Here is a 15,978-nt window from a genome sequence, read left to right as displayed (position 1 = left end):
GCAAATACATATAGGATTTTGTCTTACTGTTGTGAATTGGGGTTAAAGAAAGTGATGCTGGGAAAAGCAGTGCAACTTACGCCTGCAGCTTCCTTTCAATCAACAAGGCAAGGCCTTGGATTACGAACAATATGGAGGAGGACTTATGAAAAAAGCACTACCCGTATTACTAGCAGCAGTGACACTTCTGGCTTCGCCTGTCTATGCCCAGGAGGTCAGTACCAAGGATGCGGCGGTTACGCTGGGCAATACGCTGGTATCCGAACAAATTCAGGAGTGGACCAAGGGGGAGAATGCACCTGACTGGCTGAAGCGAACCGACATCCAAATTCAGCTTGAAACCAGTCTGAAACCGCAGTATTCCATTGAGACCGTACAACCACTGTTTGAAACAGACAGAAGGACCGATTTCCTGCAATTTCGTCTGGGCAATGACCACAGCGCGGGAACCGTGGTCAACATTGGCTTCGGTCAGCGTTTTCTATCACTGTCCAAGCAAAGCATGACCGGTGTCAATCTCTTCTATGACCATGGCTTTAAGCATGGACATGCCCGTGTCGGCGGCGGTCTGGAGTATTTTGAAGGTCGCAACGAGTACAGGGCCAATATTTATCATGCCGTATCAGGAGAAAAAGAAGTCGATAAGGTCAACCATATTTTTGAGAAAGCGTTAAGCGGCTACGATGTGGAAGTAGGAACAACGTTGCCCAATGCTCCGTGGATGCGCTTGTATTTGCAAGGTTTTGTCTGGGATTACAAGCATTCCAATGATGCCAAAGGCTACAAGGTAGCTACTGAGATACAGGTCACACCGCGTGTGGGATTGGAGCTGGGCTATTGGGATGATAACAAGGGCAGTGGTGAGCAATATGCTAAGGTCATGTATACGTTAGGCAATAAGGCGGATGCCTTGTACGAAAAAGGCAAGCCTGTTTTCCGTCGCACTGAAACGGCTATGGTAGAAAACAAGCGCCTCGACAAGGTACGCCGCGAGAATGATATCCGGGTGGAACGCTACAGCAAAGAAGCGGATGCCAGTGTTCCCGGCGGTACAGTCATTATTTCATTTGGCAGAGATTAATTAGAAGAGCGGAGGTCGTAAAGAATGAATAAAAAGATAGTATGCCTGGTAGCGCTGCTGCTACTGACGCTAGGCGCTAACGTAGCCTTTGCGGCAGGCTATACCGAGGTTCAGGGTTATCAGTTTGATCTAAAGGAAATATCACTGTACAATGCCGATGCCAATCAGTGGGTAACTGTCTTTAGTGGCAGTCAGTCGGTTACGTTAGGTTCCAAAGGGGCTTCACAGGATTTGGCCACGCTGAATCTTTCGCAGGGATTGCTACCGGGCCAATACACCAAAGCCAGATTTACGACAGGTAATACGTATAGGGCCAAAGGAATTGTCAATGACGGAACCAATACTTACTATAGCTTGAGTACGGCAGGCACTAATCCGCAATTTTCTAAAGCTGTTTCTACGGCAGGTTGGGCACAGGCTACTTACACAGCCGCTGATTTAAACGGTAATCTGGAAGCAGGGTTTCATGTCAGCTACACCGATGTATCGGGCGGCTTGCAGTGCGAGGTAGACCTTACTGGGGAAGGTATGGGCTTTACGATCAGCGGCAATGCAGGCAAGCGTATCGGCTTTGCCTTTGACGTGGACCATGTCTGGTATGGCGGCAGCTTGCACAATATCGACATTGATACCGGGTCGGAACCATTTGTGCGAGTCGATGCCGACACGTTGAGCGCACCTTTCTATGATCCGCCTGAACTAACGATTAAATAATGAAGAGCTAGGTAACGGGGGTAAATACGCCTCCGTTGCTTTGTAATAAGATTAATTTTAATATTGGGGGAGAGGGTAGTATGCACTCATTTGGAAAATCACTATTTAAATGGATTGTCGGAGGAATGATCATCGGATTTTTGTACGGAATTACCCATCATGGCGTAAGTACCATTAATGCAACGATTGGTGCCGGGATTTTTGCCTTTATTGCTCGCTGGTTTTTGACAATGTTCTTTTAAAGAAGTATTCAAATACAACCTAGGGAGCGTGTTAGCATGAGAAAAATAGGAATAGTAGTATTGATTGGCATTCTGCTTGTTCTTCAATCCATAGCGGTATTCGCCGAGCCGTCCGTCAGTGAATGGACATATTCAAATGAGCAGCAGGGTAGCGGATTTTCTTTGATCCTCTGGCGTGAGGGCAATAAAGTGTGGGGTAAACATACCGGCTGGGCCAGAAATGGAGGCCGTATTGATGACTCCCGAGATAGAATCTCTATTGAAGGGGCAACTGAGGATAAGCCGAACGAGTATATTGTCCGCTGGCAAAGCAGCTATAGTAATGCACAGGGCTGGGCTTACCTGATCGTCACTGATGATGGTACCCTGCTGTGGCAAGTGTTCAAAGTGCAGGAAAACGGCGAGCGGTACATACCAGCCAAGGCAGTATTGCAGTCGGTAACGGATTAGGCGGCATGCAATAGAATAGCAGTACAAAAGGAAGACCTATCAGCCGATATATGAAGCTGATAGGTCTTTTCTGCAAAGTTTTACTTGCGTATTCCGGAGAAAGGGGTATAAGGAGTGCTGAAAATAGCTCATTTGAAAGAGGTTCAAGGTCTGACTTTACCGGCGGAAGTTGTTGCGGTCATAAGAGAAGCCGTTACCATATTGGATGCTGAGTATGGAGAAAACCGAGAGGCTGATTATGATCTTGGAGGCTATGTACTAGTCATTGAGGCAGTGGGAGAACTGGAGCAACTACAAAAGTTTCGTATTGATATAGAGGCTAATATTCCCGAATATGTGGACGTTATGGCGTGCAGAGATGGTCAGGTCTTTATCAGCAGTCTGATTTTGCTAAATAGTGATTTCAGTGTTGTTGTGATTATGTCAATGAAATTTCTGTTGAATACTGGATGGGAGTTAAAAGCCGGGGGCTTGATGGAGAAGGAGTGACACCAATGGGAAAAAGTAAAGAAAAATTGCGTATACGGATTATTAAGGCTTTATCGCCGGACTTCTGGTATGTCAAGAAGATCGGCCAAGAGTTTCAAGTGCTGTCGGAGAAAAAGGATTCCTACCGGGTAAACGTAGGTGATCCTGCAGCCCACTATGTAGCCAAGCGGGATTGTGAGATCGTCAATACGGAGCAGCGTACTTATTTTGGCGATATGGATAGCGTTCCTGATGATGAGTGGATTGACGCTGCTATGGAAGGCAATGATGAATATTTACTGCAGTATGCTGTAATAGGTGAAACCATCTATTACCGTCTCCTTGGTGACAATGACGATGTAGTTGAACATGGAACTATTTCAAAGACTGCCCTTGACAGGCTTGTCCGATCTGAGATTGATTAAGGTATTTCCTAATAGGAGGCTATTGTATGATAACAGATAAGAGCGTAGTTAAAACGGAAGCGGTATTTTCTGACGATAGACAGCACAGATATTTGCTGCGTAAGGAATGGGACAAAAATAAGAAAAAAGCAATGGTTCTGATGGTTAGCCCCAGCTATGCCGACGGGATTCTGGTTGACCCTACGACGATGTATGTGCTGAATAATTTGTACCGTATGGATTTTGGCACGGCGGAGATCGTCAATATATTTTCGGCTATAGACGGTAGAAAAAGCATGAAGAATGAAATCGAACAGGACAATCTGGAGCAGATTCTAGCTTCGGCAGCACGAGTGGATGTCATCGTCATTGCATGGGGCAAAGCGGGAGATACCAGCAAGGCGGTTCAGAAACGACAGGAGTATTTTCTGGAGAAGCTAGGCGAGTTTGCGGACAAAATGCAGATGATTGGCTTTCATCCTTTAGCTCCGCGAATGCGCTTGAGGTGGAAGTTGGAGAAATTCATTCCTTGATGCGAGCGCTCGTCTAGACGTGGAATTTATTTGCTGATATTAGTGACCAAGCTTGAGATAGCCAATGATAGTAAATTGGCAAGGGTGGTTAAAGAATGAAGAGCTAATTTATATGATAGATAGTTCTCTGTTTGGAGGAGATTATTATAGAATATTTAGTGGATTATCATGAAATATTAAAACAAATAGATGAGAAAAAAGACATATTGGATAGTAAAAGTCCTTTTCCTCGTTATACACTGAAAAGTTTACGAGAGAAGCTGCTGGTGGAGTGGACGTATCATTCAAATGCAATTGAGGGCAACAATCTTACTCTGGTTGAGACTAAAGTAGTACTGGAAGGAATAGCCGTTAGTGGGAAAACCATTCATGAACACTTAGAAGTAATCAATCATAGAGAAGCCATTGGTTATATTGAGAAAATCATCGAAAAGCAGGAAACTTTATCCGAATGGCAGATAGAGAATATTCGTGCCATAATTTTCAAAGGTAAGTTTCCCAAGAATAACAGTTCTTACCGAACCCTTGCCATCGATGTAGCGTCTATACTGTCTGTATCGAGTCCTGTGCAGGTGGCTAACTTGCTGAAGTGGTATAAGGGAGAAGCGCAGAGGTTGCATGCTATCGAAAGAGCAGCCGTTCTTCATAAACGGTTTGTTGAAGTCTATCCTCTTGAAGAAGGCAATGGGCGTATAGCGAGACTGCTATTGAATTTCGAGCTTATGAAACATGGATACGTACCGATTGTTATTAAAAAAGAACAACAGGAAGAATATTATGATAAATTGAATTATTTGCGCATACTAAAAGATGACAGCGCTTTCATTTTATTTATTGCGCGTATTGTGAATCAGGCCTTAGATCTTTATATACGTTATATCAAATAAAACAAAAGATGCTTAGAATGGATAAATTGTAATTTAATACTAGGTATATCTATAAACGTACGAGTTATTCTATGAGTAAAGGCATCCAAATATTATTAAAGGAAGCGATGAGCAATGAAATACATTAATGGTCTTATTATAGTGCTAAGCTTTTGCTTTTTATTGGGAATTGCTTCGAACAGCGAAGAGACATATCCGGCATCTATGGATTATGCGGAAGCTGTCGCTGCATTTGAGATTCGACATGAAACTGTGCCGGGACCTATTCATCATTCACTCTTCAAATACATTGATGAAATAAAAAAGAAAGCCATATAGCTAGTGGAAACCTCCTTTCGCCTAGACGAAAGGAGGTTTTTTTACAGGAGTTTTGTTGATTAATGACGAATAAAATCATAGAGTATTTTGTGAGATCTTTAAATAGACGGAGTGAATCGTTTTGAAGAAATATACATGTATTGAGTCTTTTTGTGGTGCTGGGGGACTTGGCCTAGGATTACATAAAGCAGGATTTGAAATACGAGCAGCTTTTGATCTGGATGAATATGCTGTTGAAACATACCGTAAAAATCTGTCTGGCAAATGTTTTTCCGCTAATGTTTTGGATTTGACGGGATCAGAGTTAATGAAAATATCGGGTTTGAAAAAAGGAGAGCTTGATTTGTTCGCTGGAGGTCCTCCGTGCCAGGGATTCTCCAAACAACGGCGAGGCGCACATTTGTTTCAAGATCCGCGAAACAGGCTGGCGTTAGAATTCTCGCGTTTGGTAAGAGAATTATTGCCAAAGTTCTTTTTATTGGAGAATGTGGCTATTTTCGGACAAAAACGTGGAATAGAATTGGTTGAAGCAGTTAGACAAGAGTTGAAGGATTATGAACTTTATCCTCATATTTATAATTCCGCTGACTACGGATTGCCGCAAACCCGTCAACGATTCATAATGGTTGGCAAACATAATTCCATAAAAAGCAGTTTCGAAATTCCTCAGGCTACTGTAAAAAAGTGGAGAACCGTAGGTGAGTTTTTGAAGGGATTGCCTGAACCGCCAGCTGATTATTCAGTACATCCTGAATATGCAAATCATCAGAGAGCTCGCGTTTCTGAAATTAACATTAAACGTTTCTCATTTGTGCCGCAAGGCGGAGGATGGAGAGATATTCCCGAGGAATTCAGACTTCAATGTCATAAAAACGTTGATACGGGAAAGGGAGGATGGCCGGACGTATACGGACGATTAATGTGGGATGGTCAGGCACCAACTATTACGGGCGGATTTGATAGTTTTACACGAGGTCGTTATGGTCACCCGCTACAGGATCGATCTTTAACACCTAGAGAAGCTGCGCGGTTGCAAGGATTCCCTGATGAATTTGTGTTTTTGGGTAATAGGCAGCAGGTGAGATATCAAATCGGTAACGCCGTGCCTCCGCTACTGGCAAAGGCTATTGGGCGACAAATTATGCTGTCTTTGGATAAGGCCGAGGCGGAGTCTAAAGGCGTAAGGGGCAACTCAAGGGAAGCAATCGCGCTTTAGTCTCTGCTTAAGAGGGTCTTATTTTGGTATTCTAAAAAGAACTCGCCGAAAGAATATACGGGTATAGGCGGAAATACATTGCGCAAATCGCGATATTTGGAAGGTAAATCCAGATAGTAAATGCGCTTCATTTGTGCAATAAACATTTGATATATTTGCCACTGCTCGGGAAGACAAATTTCCACCACTTCAAGAGAATTTTGGTCCACCTTAGTTTCAGAAAGAGAAACCAGTATACCAAGGAAGCGACCTGTACCGTAAACTCCATCAAGGACGCGTTGATGAGCCCAGACTTGAATCACTCTTTCTCGCGTTGATGTTTTAACCGGTAAATGAATTTTTGGCTGATTCGTTCCTAAGTCAAATATGTAGTCGGTTGGGAGTGAAGTGCTCATATCCAAATTTAGTACATCGACTTGTTTGCGTGGATTTATGCCGAGCATTTTTGATACCCAATTGCAAACGAAATATTCGAAGAATGTTCCAGGAGTTTTTTGATCGCCGGTTTTGGTTAAATCAATAACGGAACAAAATCCTACGGCCATCGAGTATAACGCACTGGTTATTTCCTCGGCAGTAATATTCGTGAAATTTTTAGAAGAAATGGATTGGATAACACTTTCGATTGGCTGCATATTAGCCGTAAATAATGCCTTGTTTACGGCTCTTGATTTTTTTGTTCCGCTATCGAATGAGAAATACTCTTTATTCGGAACTTTGGAAATAAGCGGAGTTTGCTTATAATTTCCCAAATAGTCTAACACTTTGCTGTGAAGATTGACAAGCTCTTCTGAAATTATCGAAGCATTGGCATCGGACTTTAGCATTTTCCCAATATTTTTATAGGCATTCACAATATTGTTGATGAAAAACACTCCTTAAATTTGATTTATGCCTTGATTTTACTGCGTTTTAAAGGTTGAGTCAAATGATTTTCTGTTATTTATTGCGAATATGAGTGATTTTATTCCGGAAAAAAAGAGCAAGGATGAAGCTAATATCAGAAGTATTTGAGGGGATCTGAGTGGATATTTTCTCAAGTGAAAAGCGCAGCCAAGTAATGGCTAAAGTTCGAAGTAAGAATACTGTTCCCGAACGTATTGTTCGTTCAATGTTACACGAAATGGGGTATCGTTTCCGATTGCATCGTAATGACCTGCCGGGAAGAGCGGATATTGTTCTTCCTAAGTACAAGACGGTTATATTTGTTCATGGATGTTTCTGGCATATGCATCCAGGTTGTAAAAAGGCTGCTATTCCTGAAATAAATCATGATATGTGGCAGAAAAAATTAGAAAGAAACGTAGCTCGTGATGTGGAGAATCAAAGAGAGCTAATAAAGCTTGGTTGGCATGTTCGCGTGATTTGGGAATGCGAAGTGAGAAAAAAGAAAATGATTTACATATGAAGTTAAAAGAATGGTTGTTTCAAAAGTAATATACTTTAGCTTAAGGAACTATTTTGTTGTTTTTTTAATACCAAGTTGCACTCATTCATATGATGAACTTATTGTTAATTACAAAATAGGAAGGAGGTTGCGTTAATGAGACTTTTAGATAATGGGTTAGATTCTTTTAGAAAAAGTATACTTATGATACAAAAAATTGACAAAGTAGATTCAGATGCATATGAGTTTCATATGAAAGATATCGTCCTTAGCTTGCAACATTCGATAGAAACTTTATTTAAGTACTTATTGACAACAGTTCATGAATATTTCATATATGAAGATTTAAGTCAATATTGCAAAAACTTAATCGAAAATAAAATCGGAAACAGGGGTAAACAAGTAGCTCCTCATACAATAATGTTTTTAGAAGTTTTAAATCGTGTAATTATATTGAAGAAGTTAGAAATCTCAAAAAGTCAGTACGATAGTATAGTTGGGTTGAATAATCTTCGAAATGCAATTACTCATCATGAATTTGATTTTACTGATCGTCAAGCGGAGCACTTCATAGCTAAGATACTTCCTTTCTTTTTTGATGTTTTTGAGAGAAATATACCTGAGTTTAAGAGTTTTTGTTTTCAAAATAATATTCAATCTACAGTTAAAGATTTTAGTAGAAATAACGAAGTTTGGGCTTTAGATATGTGTACATCGTATATTATTGCAATCAAAAATTCTAAAGAATCAATTGATTACTATAATAGAAATCCTATTGAAAAAGGTACTATTTTAAAAGAACTATATACGAATAAGAATAAAATATTTGAGATGGAAGATTGTCCAGTTTGTGGTAATAAAACATTTGTGAGATATGGAACAACTATCATTTATTTAGAAGAAAAAAACTATTTTGGGCGATGTAATTATTGTAGTTTTGATCAAACAAAAGAAATGGCCATGTTTATAGGATTATATTTTGGAACACACAATGATTTTATAAAAGAATTTGAAGCCTTTCTTGTCAAAATAGTAAGTGAAATCTTTGAGTTCGACTCAGAAGAGTTAAAGAAACATATAAAGCAAATACGCAAAAATTATGCTCAAATAGAAGATTATGTTCATCACGCAATTAATACGCTTTTTATTTCGGAAATAGAAAATTTATTGCATCATAAAGCGGGAATGTATTTTGAAAATAAAATCGGATGTGATTCAGCATGTGGAGATGAGATGGTAAGCACCCCCGGTAATATTTATTATGTAGAATATCATATTGACGATTTAAGTGATTATGATTGGGAAGTTCAAGAGTTTGTTAGCAAATATAAATCAATATTCTCGATTAAAGAGGATATTATTTGTTGGGAATATTTTTTTAAAGAGGAATATTGGTTTGTATTTCCTTTTATGGATATAAATTTAGATGAGAATGTAAATGGTGAGTGTGAAATGATTGTAACCTATCATTTAGAAAAAAATGATTTTGGATTTGTTGAGTGACGTTTTTAGAGTTAAATTACTAAAATTCAATTTGTGTCCGCTAAAATAATGGAGAGTTTGAAAATCTAATTTCAGATAAATCAGGAGGCGCTGTTTATGAAAAGCCCGTACATTTCCAAAGTATCTATAAAAAATTATAGGAATTTTAAGAATGCTGAGGTGGACTTAGCTCATAAACAAGTAATAATCGGAGAAAACAATATTGGCAAAACTAACTTTCTTCGAGCAATACAACTTATATTGGACCCTCGTTTATCTGAATACGATAGAATGTTAAATGAAACCGACTTTTTTGACGGTTTAAAAGACCCGATGAAAAATGGAGAAGAAATACAAATTTCACTTGAGATTCAGGGGTTTAAGCATAATACAAATTTGTTGGCGCAACTAAGTGATGCGTCAATAAAAGATGACCCGGCAACTCTAAAAATTACATATAAGTTTTACCCTATAAAAAATGATGATGGTTCAATAAAAGAGTATACATATAAAATATACAAGGGGAATAAAGAGGATCTGGATTTTACATATCACGATAGAAAATACTTAAATGTTAAGGTTATTAATGCCCTGCGTGATGTAGAAAGTGAATTGAAATCTGCAAGAAAATCACCAATAACCCGATTACTTGAACAATACAAAATAGATAAAGATGAGATAACTCAAATAGCCGAGACATTAAAAAGCAACTCGGCTGAACTGTTAGAGTTAGATGAACTTATGGATTTAGAGGTAAATATAAATCGTAGCTTTTCTAAATTGATTGGTTTACAACCTGATCCCAGTTTATCGCTAGAAACAATAGATATTGACCCGAACCGGTTGTTAAATGCTTTAAAAGTGATGATTGGAGCCAAAAAAAGGCCAATATCAGAATCTAGTCTGGGTCTAAATAATATTTTGTATATTTCTTTGATTCTTCTAGCATTAGAGGATAAAACAATTCCTACATATCTAAAAAAAGCGGAGTTTGATGGATTGGTTGCTAAAGAGGATAAGAAAATACTTCGAAATTCGTATGCTACTAATGAAAAAGGTAACTATACATTGCGAGCAAACTTATCTGTTGCAAGACTTGGGGAACTTTATGCCTATATGGATAAAAATAATCCTATAGACCAGGGATTTACGATTTTAGCTATTGAAGAGCCAGAGGCCCATATACACCCTAGTTTACAGAGGATAATTTATAAAGAAATTATTAATGATAGTTCTGCTTCGGTTTTGTTAACTACTCATTCAACTCATATCGCCTCGGTCGCTCCAATTAACTCTATTGTCCATCTTTCAAGGAATGTTGATGGCTCCACTCTTCTGCGATCTTCTGCAAAACTTCAGATTGCAGAAGAGGAACTTGTTGACCTTGAACGATATATAGATGCCAGTCGTGGCGAAATTTACTTCGGCAAGGGAGTTATCTTGGTGGAAGGAATTGCGGAAGACTACCTGGTACCACAATTTGCGGAGATTATGGAATTGCCGCTGGACGAGTATGGAATAGTGATTTGTAATATTAATTCTACAAACTTTAAACCCTACGCTAATCTACTAGAACAATTAGGAATTCCTTTCGTCATAATTACGGACGGTGACATTTATGAAAAGAATGTTGTTGATGGAGGAAAGATCGAGACTAAGTTTCATGTTTATTATGAAGACATGCAGAAGCATGGCAATTACGGATTTTTAGGGCATGACAACATCTGTAATTTAATGACTGAGTTAAAGTGGATTGACGAGGATGAGATACCAGAAAGTTTTGCGAAACAGGATGAGTTGTTTCAGAAAAATGGTTGCTTCGTTGGAATTCATACTTTAGAAGTTGATATTATGGATACTTGTTATGAAGATACAGAAGCAGAACAAGTTATTTGCGATGTATATGATGCTTTAACCCCCGGGGGAACCAAACAAAAAGCCAATTTTAAAGCTGAATTAGAGAATGCAGAGTATTGGAAATGCCTAAAAAAAATTGAAGGAAAAGGTATTGGTAAGGGGCGTTTTTCTCAGAGATTAGCCAGTAGCTGTACTGAATCACACATACCGGGCTATGTAGAAAAGGCTATCAAAAATATATGCCAGAAAGTGAATGAGAGCTGTGGCGCTTAAAGATAAACTTGAGCAGATAAAAAAAGATAAAGAACAGTTCCAAGCATATATGTCCAATAACAATACGGTTGTGCTAGCTGGTCCGGGAAGTGGAAAAACGACAGTTTTGACCATGAAAATTATGAAACTCTTAAGGGATGAAATAGTATCTCCAAGAGGATTGGCTTGCGTAACTTTTAGTAGAGAAGCTGCTAGAGAATTCAAAGACCGTTTGTTCGAATTTGGGTATACTTCTAGGCAAAATGTATTTTTAGGGACGATGCATTCTTTTTGCATAGCTGAGGTAATTGAAACTTTTGCTCCCATATTTCCTAAATACAACATACCCTTGCCCATAAATATTATTTCTGAGTCCGCTAAGAAAAAACTTTTTCTCAAAGTCCTTGACGACTTAGATCAAGACCCGGAATATATTAAAGTTACTCATATGGATAAGGAACGCAGATTAGATATTCCAGGCAGTAGTCAGGTCCAAATAGAGGTTTTCGATATCGCAAGGCAAGTCGGACGTGAATACGAAAATCGTCTTCATGGCCAAGGTTTTATTGATTATGAAGATATAGTTAAATATGCAACCGTATTAATTCAAAATGAGGGTTATGTACGAAGATGTATTGAGGCAAGATTTCCGTGGATTTTAATAGATGAGTATCAAGATTTGGGTAGGCCACTACATGAAATTATTCTAACGCTTGCGGCTAATACGAAAATTAAGTTTTTTTCGGTTGGCGACCCTGACCAATCTATTTTTGGTTTTCATGGAGCATATCCAGAATATCTTGTTGAGCTTACTGAACAGCCTGGGTTTTCAAAGGTTACGCTTAAAACAAATTATAGAAGTAACCAAGAGATTATCTATGCGTCCGAACTAGCTTTGAGGGAAAAGAGAAACTATATTGCGGGAACACGACCAGGAGAGATGGCTGAATTCGATTTTATTACTTGCCAGAATGAAATGGACGACCAATACCAGTCCCTCCTAGACTATGTGCTACCTAAATATAAAGACCGAGGAATTCCACTAGAAGAAATAGCTATTATTGTAGGTACTAATGATGATGTTTCTGAACTAACCAGACAACTGGAAACCCATGGCATGTCCGTATATGTATCTAAACATCCTTTTGAACGGTCAGATGTTGTTCGCTGGTTAGAAAGCTGTGCACGCTGGGTTTTAAATCAAGCTGAAATCTATTTCGTTGATTTAGCTCGTTTTTGGTGTATCTTAGTACAGCGTCATATTACGAACCAATATTATGATGAAACTGATAGATGCGAGAAGATACGTCTGTATAGGATATTAAATGAAAGTAGGGTATTCACACACTCGTCATATCACTGGCTACAATATGTCATTAGCCAATTAGAAATAGAAGAGTTACTAAATAGCTCTACAAGGTATCCAGACGAAATTGAAAATTTACGGAATTTAGTAAGCACATCACAGGAACCGGCATTTGCTCAATTCGATTTGGCAAAACTAACTCATCTTGGTAAACCGAAAAATCAATTAACAGTGTCGACTCGTCATAGCATAAAGGGATTAGAGTTCGAGGCTGTGATTATACTCGGATTAGAAGATGAGCGGTTTCCATCTTTTAGAGCTACGAAGAATGATAAGGTAATGCAGGAGGAGAGAAGACTCTTCTTTGTTTGTGTTAGTCGTGCGAAAAGCACATGTTGCCTTGTCCATTCAAAAGTCGTTACTATTAATACGAAGAGAGGGCCTTGGACAAAGCCGTTTAGGAAGTCAAGATTTATCGAAGAAATATATAAAGAATTTGGTAATCCTGACAATACGATTGAGTTTTAAAGTACCTAGCTACTATTGCAAAGTGGCTCTTTAAGGAAAAGCCTGGGGGTAAAGAGGATGCATGGCATTGAGGAATATATTGCACGCAGAAAAAAAGAGGATAAACTTAATGAGTTTGACGTTGATGCACGCATGGAAAACATGAGGATTTGCGTTAACTATGTCTTTGAATACTTTAATAACTACTTGAATATTACGGAAGCTGAAGAGAAGACGGTGCTTAAAGATGAAAAGTTGGATAAATACCGCAAGCAATTACATGATTATGAACCAGAAGTAAGAGAGTGGTTAGTAAGTATTTATTCTGAGCATGGGAAGCATATGAATCGTAATATTGGCAGCATATTAAAGCAAGAGGAATTCTTTTTGTTGTACAGCTCAGATAGCGAGTTTAGGAGTACGTCCTACGAATGTTATTCTGGGCTGATAAAAAAGTTTCCGTTTCTCAAGGACCAAACAGAAATGCTTTTCTTATTCATTAAAGACTATCATAGGGTGCAGAGTAAGCGCGTTTTTGGGTTGGAATCTTTATTCATTACAGATGAAATTGATAATTGGATTAAGGATACATGGGCAAAGTATCAAGTTAATGTTTTTGCATTTGCGTGTGATTGGGCTGATTACTTCTATAATAATGAGAATCTTTGGCCATCAACTCATAGAAAGAAAAGTCAATATTCTTGGCGAAAGTACGATTATGATATTAGACAAAAGAGCAATCTTTTTAATTTAGACTCATTATATCGTAAGATGCCCAAGAAGCCGTTTACTAAGGGGAGAAAGCAAGAATTTGAGATGCTAATGATGTATTTTTGGTTGCATAGTTTAGAAGGGGACGAAGGGAATTATTGGGACGAATATCTCAATAGCATATTAAGTGGACAGTGATTAGTCATGTCATTGCCTTGAGTGTTGAATAAGAGAAAAGGCCCTGGGATAAGAAAACAATATTACTATATATTGTTTTAGGAGGAAAAGAATGAAGATTGAAATTATTTTATCTAAAAAAGAAGACAAATATTGTAATTCTGTAGATACGTTTAATAATCTTTTCCTGATAAATGCTGATATTAATATCCATAAAACTAATGGAACGTTCATGTATAATAAATCAGAAGTACAGTATTTATGTACCACTGAAGTAATAAATAATGGAAGTGAACGACTATTTTACATAAAACTAGATTCAGGTGAAAAAAACGAAGAAGAGTCTCTTGATAATTTAAGAGAAATCTCAAGAATAATTAGGCATCAGATAAAAGAATTAAACATTGAGTTTGTAGAGAATGTAATATGGGATGAGGTGTCACAGCACTACTGTAGACAGGGGTATCCTATCATAAATGAGATAGAAAACTTGATGAGAAAACTAATATATCTTTTTATTATTAGAAATGTGGGTAGTACATGGCTGAATAAATCATCACCCGAAGAATTTAAAAATAAATTGCAAAATAATATTCAAAGGAATAAAGTGCAAAAAATAGAGGAAAACATTTTATATGAAGCTGATTTTATACAACTTTCACAACTTCTATTTACACCATATAGTACGATTAGCATTAATGACTTTTATAATAAGATAGAAAAAGATAGTGATATAGAAAAAATTAGGGAATATTTGCCAAAATCGAACTGGCAAAGATATTTTAAATCGCATATTCCATACGATAAATTAGATGAAGATTGGGGTAAGCTCTATACATTGAGGAACAAAATTGCACATAATAAATTGGTGAATAAAGGTGACTGGGGAATTCTACAGAATCTTTCCCATAAGATTAGAAATATTCTACTCGAAGCTATCAGTAAAGTTCAAACAATAATTGTTCCCAAAGATGAGATAAAACATGTAGTTAGCTTGGTTGAAAATACTGTTAGAGGGAGAAGATTTATATTAAAAACGGTCAAAAAATACTTAGAACTAGGTAATCCAGAAAGAAGATGCTTTATATGTGATGAATTTATTGAAGGTGTAAGCACCGTTGACCATATAATACCAAGGCGGGTAATAGGTGAAGAAGGAAACAGTCTATGGAATTTGGCAGAGGTTCATCAACAATGTAATTTTTTAAAAGCTGGGAATATGCCATCCGAAGAGTTGATTGATAAATTAATTATTAGAAACGAAAACCTAATTAAGATATTAGAAGCCGAAGGTATTAGTGATGAAGAATTTGTGGATTTTAAAGAATTTGTAAGTAGTGGTGGAGTACAGAGAGTATGGGATCAACATAGAGGATTAGTCAATAATTGAATTGTAGAAAAAACTTTTTGTCGCTTTAATCTGATATGGACAAGATACTTTGATTTGTCACTAAAGAGGATGTGGAAAATTTGAAGCAATTGAGGTGAAAAAATGTCTGATTATCCAGAAATAGAAAAATGGTTAGACAGGCTTAAAGAGGAACAAGAGGACGAAGATAGACGCCGCCGAGAAGAAGAAGAAGAAGAAGATAGACGACAAGAGGACGAAGATAGACGCCGTCGAGAAGAAGAAGAAGAAGAAGAAGAAGATAGACGACAAGAGGAAGAAAGACGCCGTCGAGACGACGAAGACGACGAAGAAGAAGCTAGACGTCAAGAAAAAGATAGACGCCGTCAATACGAGGAAGATGAATTAGATGAATTAGAAGATAGATGCCCAAAAGAAGTGATGAAAAGGAGAAAGAAAAAGAGAGGCTTCGCTCAGAAGAAGAGAAAAATAGATGACCACCTAACTCCCGTATCGACTATTGTTAAAGATGATACTCCCATAGTGATTATTAATGAAGACGATACTCCCATAGTGACTATTGATGAAGACGATACTCCCATAGTGACTATTGATGAAGACGATACTCCCATAGTGAC

General features: G+C 38.1%; 18 protein-coding genes. 17 read left to right on the top strand and 1 reads right to left on the bottom strand.

Annotated elements, in window-relative coordinates; genetic code table 11:
* The first annotated feature begins 145 nt into the window (after nt 1-145).
* From RTR76_RS15955 to RTR76_RS15910, 10 genes are all read left to right on the top strand, one after another.
* On the top strand, nt 146-1,081 hold the full coding sequence (locus RTR76_RS15955) for an inverse autotransporter beta domain-containing protein (protein WP_312522462.1): 936 nt from the start codon (nt 146-148) through the stop codon (nt 1,079-1,081).
* A gap of 24 nt (nt 1,082-1,105) precedes the next feature.
* The gene (locus RTR76_RS15950; RefSeq protein ID WP_312522460.1) at nt 1,106-1,795 is read left to right on the top strand and encodes a hypothetical protein; all 690 of its coding nucleotides are present in this window, start codon (nt 1,106-1,108) and stop codon (nt 1,793-1,795) included.
* An 80-nt stretch (nt 1,796-1,875) separates the two neighbouring features.
* Nucleotides 1,876-2,037, top strand: coding sequence for a hypothetical protein (locus RTR76_RS15945; protein WP_312522458.1), 162 nt, complete (start codon nt 1,876-1,878; stop codon nt 2,035-2,037).
* 36 nt (nt 2,038-2,073) lie between these two features.
* The gene (locus tag RTR76_RS15940) at nt 2,074-2,487 is read left to right on the top strand and encodes a hypothetical protein (RefSeq protein WP_312522456.1); all 414 of its coding nucleotides are present in this window, start codon (nt 2,074-2,076) and stop codon (nt 2,485-2,487) included.
* Nucleotides 2,488-2,601: 114 nt separating this feature from the next.
* Nucleotides 2,602-2,976 (top strand): hypothetical protein, encoded by a 375-nt coding sequence (locus RTR76_RS15935; protein ID WP_312522454.1) that lies wholly within the window; start codon nt 2,602-2,604, stop codon nt 2,974-2,976.
* 5 nt (nt 2,977-2,981) lie between these two features.
* A complete protein-coding gene (locus tag RTR76_RS15930; RefSeq protein ID WP_312522453.1) occupies nt 2,982-3,380 on the top strand; it encodes a hypothetical protein in 399 nt (132 codons plus the stop codon).
* 26 nt (nt 3,381-3,406) lie between these two features.
* The gene (locus RTR76_RS15925; RefSeq protein ID WP_312522452.1) at nt 3,407-3,892 is read left to right on the top strand and encodes a DUF1643 domain-containing protein; all 486 of its coding nucleotides are present in this window, start codon (nt 3,407-3,409) and stop codon (nt 3,890-3,892) included.
* Between the two features lie 131 nt (nt 3,893-4,023).
* A complete protein-coding gene (locus RTR76_RS15920; RefSeq protein WP_312522450.1) occupies nt 4,024-4,779 on the top strand; it encodes a Fic family protein in 756 nt (251 codons plus the stop codon).
* A 114-nt stretch (nt 4,780-4,893) separates the two neighbouring features.
* A complete protein-coding gene (locus tag RTR76_RS15915; RefSeq protein ID WP_312522448.1) occupies nt 4,894-5,097 on the top strand; it encodes a hypothetical protein in 204 nt (67 codons plus the stop codon).
* A 121-nt stretch (nt 5,098-5,218) separates the two neighbouring features.
* Nucleotides 5,219-6,313: a DNA cytosine methyltransferase gene (locus tag RTR76_RS15910; protein WP_312522446.1), complete on the top strand. Its 1,095-nt coding sequence runs from the start codon at nt 5,219-5,221 to the stop codon at nt 6,311-6,313.
* Here RTR76_RS15910 and RTR76_RS15905 read toward each other — a convergent pair.
* On the bottom strand, nt 6,310-7,167 hold the full coding sequence (locus RTR76_RS15905; RefSeq protein WP_312522444.1) for a hypothetical protein: 858 nt from the start codon (nt 7,165-7,167) through the stop codon (nt 6,310-6,312). The genes RTR76_RS15910 and RTR76_RS15905 overlap by 4 nt on opposite strands.
* A gap of 170 nt (nt 7,168-7,337) precedes the next feature.
* Between RTR76_RS15905 and RTR76_RS15900 the strand changes: the two genes are divergently transcribed.
* The 7 genes from RTR76_RS15900 to RTR76_RS15870 all read left to right on the top strand — a co-directional run.
* Nucleotides 7,338-7,721, top strand: coding sequence for a DNA mismatch endonuclease Vsr (locus tag RTR76_RS15900; protein ID WP_312522442.1), 384 nt, complete (start codon nt 7,338-7,340; stop codon nt 7,719-7,721).
* 135 nt (nt 7,722-7,856) lie between these two features.
* Nucleotides 7,857-9,203, top strand: coding sequence for a hypothetical protein (locus tag RTR76_RS15895; RefSeq protein ID WP_312522440.1), 1,347 nt, complete (start codon nt 7,857-7,859; stop codon nt 9,201-9,203).
* Between the two features lie 96 nt (nt 9,204-9,299).
* Nucleotides 9,300-11,312 carry an AAA family ATPase gene (locus tag RTR76_RS15890; protein ID WP_312522438.1) on the top strand — a complete coding sequence of 671 codons (2,013 nt, stop codon included), beginning with the start codon at nt 9,300-9,302 and terminating at the stop codon, nt 11,310-11,312.
* Nucleotides 11,302-13,125 carry an ATP-dependent helicase gene (locus RTR76_RS15885; RefSeq protein WP_312522436.1) on the top strand — a complete coding sequence of 608 codons (1,824 nt, stop codon included), beginning with the start codon at nt 11,302-11,304 and terminating at the stop codon, nt 13,123-13,125. Before RTR76_RS15890 ends, RTR76_RS15885 begins: the two co-directional genes overlap by 11 nt.
* A 57-nt stretch (nt 13,126-13,182) precedes the next feature.
* A complete protein-coding gene (locus RTR76_RS15880) occupies nt 13,183-14,013 on the top strand; it encodes a hypothetical protein (RefSeq protein ID WP_312522433.1) in 831 nt (276 codons plus the stop codon).
* Nucleotides 14,014-14,104: 91 nt separating this feature from the next.
* On the top strand, nt 14,105-15,382 hold the full coding sequence (locus RTR76_RS15875) for an HNH endonuclease signature motif containing protein (protein ID WP_312522428.1): 1,278 nt from the start codon (nt 14,105-14,107) through the stop codon (nt 15,380-15,382).
* Nucleotides 15,383-15,484: 102 nt separating this feature from the next.
* Nucleotides 15,485-15,978, top strand: a 494-nt coding sequence (locus RTR76_RS15870; RefSeq protein ID WP_312522424.1) for a hypothetical protein, incomplete at its 3' end; no start/stop codon positions are given.

Origin of the sequence: Anaerospora sp. (assembly GCF_032013335.1) — a bacterium.
Taxonomy (GTDB): Bacteria; Bacillota; Negativicutes; order Sporomusales; family DSM-15969; genus Anaerospora.
Note: the sequence above shows the minus strand (reverse complement) of the source record. Positions and strands in the feature narration are given on the sequence as shown.